We start from the raw sequence: 4,326 nt of genomic DNA, 5'->3' as shown, positions 1-4,326 counted from the left end.
GGTCGGGATCGAACCGACGACACAAGGATTTTCAGTCCTTTGCTCTACCGACTGAGCTACCGCACCATTTGTGAGCATTGATTACTGTTCACTCAGCGAATATACAAAGCATATTGCATAAAAAACAATTAGATTTTCAGTGTCCCTCATATTCAGGGAGATAATTTTTATCTGTGTTCCTACCGGATGGAAATCAATTAGAAATGTTGAATATGGAGCGCTCCGTAATCTTGGGACTTGATCCAATCTTGGCCGCCGACCCCGCACATACCAAAAACCCTGTAAACCAAAAAAGCTCCAGATTTCTCTGAAGCTTTTTGAAGTGGTGTGGGTCGGGATCGAACCGACGACACAAGGATTTTCAGTCCTTTGCTCTACCGACTGAGCTACCGCACCAACATTTAAATAGTCATTTTCACAACTGTTTCCCCGTTGTTGGGAGTGCAAATGTAGTTTCTTTTTTCATAACTGCAAACTTTATTATAAAAAAGATTAAAATAATTTTTACCCACCTCATAAATTGGTTAAAAAAATAAATAATATGCATGCATAGCAATTTGTTTACAGAATTAGTTTTATCTTAGCCTTACTATTAAGATATTTTAGAAAATGATAGCACAAATCCTTTTTATAGTACTTACCCTGGCCGCCATTGCGTTCTTTGGGTATAATGCGAAAAAAGTAATTCGCAATATCCGTCTGGGAAGACCAGCAGACCGTTTTGATCAACCTCAAAAACGGTTCATGACCATGATGAAAGTGGCCTTCGGACAAACGAAGATGTTCTTTCGCCCTATTCCGGCCATCCTGCATTTATTTGTTTATGCCGGCTTTGTGATTATCAATCTCGAAGTATTAGAAATTGTGATTGATGGTGCTTTTGGCACACACCGGGTTTTTAACGGATTGGGAGGCTTATATAACGGGCTGATCGGTGCTTTCGAAATCCTTGCCTTTACCGTATGGCTTGCCTGCGTTATTTTCCTGATTCGTAGAAACATATTAAAACTTAAAAGATTTTCCGGCGTTGAAATGACCAGCTGGCCTAAATCTGATGCTAATTATATCCTGACTGCAGAGATCCTACTTATGTCAGCCTTTTTATTGATGAATGCTGCCGATGCCAAATTACAAACCATGGGCGTTGCTCATTATGTAACGGCAGGTGCATTTCCTATCAGTCAGTTCTTACAGGGCCTTTTGCCTAATTCTGCTGAGGGTTTGGTGATGCTGGAAAGAGGCTGCTGGTGGTTCCACATCATCGGGATATTTGCTTTCTTAAACTACCTTCCCTACTCTAAACATTTCCATATCATGCTGGCTTTCCCGAATACCTGGTTTTCTAACCTTAACCCAAAGGGAGAATTCAACAACATGCAAAGTGTAACTAATGAGGTGAAAGCCATGTTGGATCCATCGTTTACACCAGAACCTGCTGATGCCGGGCGTTTTGGCGCAAAGGATGTAAATGACCTAAGCTGGGTTAATTTAATGAACGCCTATACGTGCACAGAATGTGGAAGATGTACCTCCGTTTGCCCGGCAAATATTACAGGGAAACTTTTATCGCCACGTAAAATCATGATGGATACCCGCGACAGGGTAACAGAAGTGGGCAATAATATTGATAAAACGGGCAATGGATTTGACGATGGCAAATCATTGATCGACGATTATATTAGTCGTGAAGAGATATGGGCATGCACCAGTTGTAATGCTTGTGTAGAAGCCTGTCCGGTTAATATTGACCCACTTGCCATTATTATAGAACTGAGACGTTATGCGGTGATGGAAGAATCTAAATCTCCGGCAAGTCTTAATGCCATGATGGGAAATGTAGAAAATAATGGTGCACCATGGAAATATTCTCCGGCCGACCGTTTTAACTGGGCTAAAGAAAACTAACAACAACACAAACTTGAGCTGAAAGATGAGCGAGCAATTAAATTTTGAAGTGCCTACAATGGCACAAATGGTAGCTAAAGGCGAGGTTCCTGAAATTCTTTTCTGGGTAGGCTGTGCCGGAAGTTACGATGAACGTGCACAAAAAACAACCCGCGATATTTGCAAAATTCTGCACCATGTTGGTTTAAAATATGCCGTTTTAGGTACTGAAGAAAGTTGTACTGGTGATCCAGCAAAACGTGCAGGTAACGAGTTTCTTTTCCAGATGCAGGCCATGACTAATATTGAAGTCCTGAATGCTTATGAAGTAAAGAAAATTGTAACCGGTTGTCCACACTGCTTCAACACCATTAAAAACGAATATCCATGCTTGGGTGGCAATTACGAAGTGATTCACCACAGCCAGTTGATCCAGCAATTGATTGATGAAGGAAAATTAAAAGCCGAAGGTGGCGAAAGCTTTAAAGGTAAAAAGATTACTTTTCATGACCCTTGTTATTTAGGTCGTGCAAATGGCATCTACGAAGCACCACGTCGTGCTTTGGAAGTGCTTGACGCACAACTGGTAGAAATGAAACGCTGCAAATCTAACGGTTTATGCTGTGGTGCCGGTGGTGCACAAATGTTTAAAGAACCTGAGAAAGGCGATAAAGACATTAACATTGAAAGAATTGAAGAAGCATTGTCTACCAACCCACAGATCGTTGCTGCTGCCTGCCCTTTTTGCATGACCATGTTAAGTGATGGTGTAAAAATGAAAGACCAGAGTGATGAGGTGAAAGTTTTAGACATCGCTGAAATTACAGCCCGCGCAAATGGATTGTAATACCTTATCGATAACCTCTTTAAATTCCGGCAGCAACGGAAACTGCTACTATGTCGGCAACGACGAAGATGCCGTTTTAATTGATGCCGGAATTTCTTGTAAGGAAACTGAAATCAGGATGATGCGCTTAGGCTTGTCTATGCGCAAAGTCAAAGCACTGTTCATCTCGCATGAACACTCTGACCATATCCGGGGTGTTTGCGTGATGGCCCGTAAATACCAAATCCCGGTATACATTACCCCTGCCACCCTATTGAACTGTAGATTCAAGATCAAAGATGAGCTTTACCGCAACCTCAACAGCAATGAAGTCATCCAGGTGGGCAGCTTACAAATTACTGCTTTCGCTAAAATACACGATGCCGTGGAACCCCATAGCTTTATTGTGGCCTGCGGCGACACTAAAGTAGGTGTCTTTACGGATTTAGGCATCGTCTGTAATAACCTGATCAAACATTTCAAACAATGTGATGCGGCTTTCCTTGAAGCTAATTATGATGAAGAAATGCTCCACAATGGCAGCTATCCTTATTATTTAAAGAACCGCATCAGCGGTGGACAAGGCCATTTGTCGAATAAACAAGCTTTAGAATTGTTTATAAAACACAAACCAGACAACATGACACACCTGCTGCTGGCGCATCTTTCTAAAGACAATAACAGCCCACAATTGGTGCAGGAATTGTTTGAAACCCATGCCGGTGATGTTAAAATTATTGTGGCTACAAGGTTTGTAGAAACCCCTGTTTTCACCATTAATGGTACTCCTTCAAAAAAGGTAGATACCAATATTCAACTCAACTTCTTCGAAGAGCAGATTCCTTACCCTACTGCAGGCTAGAAAATATTTAACAACCTATATTTTAAATAATTTGTTAAATTTGTCTTATGAGTTTTTCAGCAAAATCAAGAGTGTGGGTATACCAAAGTGACCGTGAGTTTACCGGTGCAGAAGTGGAAGCAATTCAGCATCAGCTGGATATTTTCACAGAGCAATGGAAAGCCCATGGGCATCAGCTAGATGCTGTAGCGAAGGTTCTTTACAACTTTTTTATTGTCTTCATTGTAGATGAAAACTCGGCCAACGTTACCGGCTGCTCTATTGACAGCTCCGTACGCATCATCAAAGAACTTGAACAAACGTATCATGTAGACCTTTTAAACAGGTTCAATATGGGTTATAAGGTTGGTGATAAAGTTGTGGTAACCAATAAAGAAGATTTTGAAACATTGATCAACATCAAAAAAATAGGGCCCAAAACCATTGTATTTAACAACATGGTGCAAACTTTGGAAGAGTTTGAAAACAAATGGGAAGTACCTTTTGAGAAAAGCTGGCACAACAGTGTATTTGCACACCTGCTGTAAAATACAAGGTTAGTCTTTAAACCTATTTCAAGGTAAACTGGTCGCCTGCGATGAACAGGCTAAAGCGCAAATCAGCTAATGAAATCAGGTGTTTTGCGTTTACTTTAAGTTTTTTAGGCTGTGCAATACTCAACACCTGGCTAACACCGGCAACTTTTACCTTCTTCCCTTCAACAATAATAGCCGTGCCTTCATCAATCCCGATACATTGGTATTTGGGGTAAGTG

The 4,326-nt window shown here is 41.1% G+C and carries 4 protein-coding genes, 2 tRNA genes and 1 pseudogene; 4 read left to right on the top strand and 3 right to left on the bottom strand.

Features of this window, described 5'->3' with window-relative positions; all coding sequences use genetic code 11:
• A tRNA-Phe gene (locus tag ACR2F7_RS13050) sits at nucleotides 1-58 on the bottom strand.
• A gap of 265 nt (nucleotides 59-323) precedes the next feature.
• A tRNA-Phe gene (locus ACR2F7_RS13045) sits at nucleotides 324-396 on the bottom strand.
• A gap of 213 nt (nucleotides 397-609) precedes the next feature.
• Between ACR2F7_RS13045 and ACR2F7_RS13040 the strand changes: the two genes are divergently transcribed.
• Genes ACR2F7_RS13040 through ACR2F7_RS13025 form a run of 4 tightly spaced genes read left to right on the top strand, consistent with a single transcriptional unit; the run spans nucleotide 610 to nucleotide 4,099 of the window.
• Nucleotides 610-1,905, top strand: coding sequence for a 4Fe-4S dicluster domain-containing protein (locus ACR2F7_RS13040; RefSeq protein ID WP_432713994.1), 1,296 nt, complete (start codon nucleotides 610-612; stop codon nucleotides 1,903-1,905).
• Between the two features lie 25 nt (nucleotides 1,906-1,930).
• Complete coding sequence (locus ACR2F7_RS13035) at nucleotides 1,931-2,731, top strand: (Fe-S)-binding protein (protein WP_432713993.1); 801 nt, start codon at nucleotides 1,931-1,933, stop codon at nucleotides 2,729-2,731.
• Nucleotides 2,721-3,572 carry an MBL fold metallo-hydrolase gene (locus ACR2F7_RS13030; RefSeq protein ID WP_432713992.1) on the top strand — a complete coding sequence of 284 codons (852 nt, stop codon included), beginning with the start codon at nucleotides 2,721-2,723 and terminating at the stop codon, nucleotides 3,570-3,572. The genes ACR2F7_RS13035 and ACR2F7_RS13030 overlap by 11 nt, the downstream gene beginning before the upstream one ends.
• Nucleotides 3,573-3,619: 47 nt before the next feature.
• Nucleotides 3,620-4,099 (top strand): ABC transporter ATPase, encoded by a 480-nt coding sequence (locus ACR2F7_RS13025; RefSeq protein WP_432713991.1) that lies wholly within the window; start codon nucleotides 3,620-3,622, stop codon nucleotides 4,097-4,099.
• A 22-nt stretch (nucleotides 4,100-4,121) separates the two neighbouring features.
• On the opposite strand, the pseudogene ACR2F7_RS13020 reads toward ACR2F7_RS13025, so the two are convergent.
• Nucleotides 4,122-4,326 (bottom strand): annotated as a pseudogene (locus tag ACR2F7_RS13020) (cyanophycinase); the annotation flags it as partial.

Source organism: Pedobacter sp., assembly GCF_045628745.1.
Classification (GTDB): Bacteria; Bacteroidota; Bacteroidia; order Sphingobacteriales; family Sphingobacteriaceae; genus Pedobacter.
This window is presented reverse-complemented; position numbering and strand designations above follow the sequence as displayed.

What these genes read in the sequence shown, in the direction of transcription:
- ACR2F7_RS13040 (WP_432713994.1), top strand. Translation starts at nt 610, where the DNA reads ATGATAGCACAAATCCTTTTTATAGTACTTACCCTGGCCGCCATTGCG.
- ACR2F7_RS13035 (WP_432713993.1), top strand. Translation starts at nt 1,931, where the DNA reads ATGAGCGAGCAATTAAATTTTGAAGTGCCTACAATGGCACAAATGGTA.
- ACR2F7_RS13030 (WP_432713992.1), top strand. Translation starts at nt 2,721, where the DNA reads ATGGATTGTAATACCTTATCGATAACCTCTTTAAATTCCGGCAGCAAC.
- ACR2F7_RS13025 (WP_432713991.1), top strand. Translation starts at nt 3,620, where the DNA reads ATGAGTTTTTCAGCAAAATCAAGAGTGTGGGTATACCAAAGTGACCGT.